General features: G+C 47.4%; 1 protein-coding gene. It reads right to left on the bottom strand.

The genetic code is table 11. The features are described from left to right. Positions 1-164 precede the first annotated feature (164 nt). A complete protein-coding gene (locus A3756_RS20100) occupies positions 165-560 on the bottom strand; it encodes a biopolymer transporter ExbD (RefSeq protein WP_068513307.1) in 396 nt (131 codons plus the stop codon). Positions 561-726: the final 166 nt, after the last annotated feature.

A 726-nucleotide genomic window follows, 5' to 3' on the forward strand; every position in this document is an offset into this window, starting at 1 on the left:
TCCTGCCAGACCCAAGCCTGCTATTAAACCGTCTTCACCTGCTTGTTGAGCTCCGCTCATGGCAATAGCAGAGGGCGAGCTATAGATGCTATAAGCTAGTGCCAGGGAAAAGTGGAGCGCGATCGCAAAGAGACTTGCTGTTGTTATGTGAGCACTTTTTATCTTCATGGCTGAATCGTCTGAATGCTCAGGCTTTCCATGCCGTAAGTTCGTGCCAGCTTTAGCACCGGGTCTAATGCAGAAGCGGGAAGCTGGCGGTGAATGCGTATACTCAGTTCTGTGATCGTCTGATCAGAAAACACTTTGCTAAGTTCGTCATTAACTTGCTCACCTTCCAGTAAGTATTCTCCATTTGCATGAATTTCCAGTACCAGCGTCTTCGCGTCCACTTTCTGATCATTTTGTGAATTGGGCAATTCCAGGCTCTTGCTTGGCGATTTAATCTGACCGGCCACCATAAAGAAGATCAATAACAAGAAGACGATATTGATCGCAGGGACCATATTGCCGTCCAGGTTAAGGCTATTGTTTTTGGACGCTTCGATATGAATAAGCTTCATCGCGATACCGACTCGGCAAGGTTGAGATTGCTCACGCCCTGAGCACGGCAAAAATCAAGAACAGACACCAAACTTTGGATATCAACTTGGCTGAGTGCCGCAACAATAAGAGAGCTCTGCTGCATCGCAATATCCTTTAAGCCCTCGCTGAGAGCTGCATCGCTAA

This window comes from Oleiphilus sp. HI0086 (assembly GCF_001635225.1).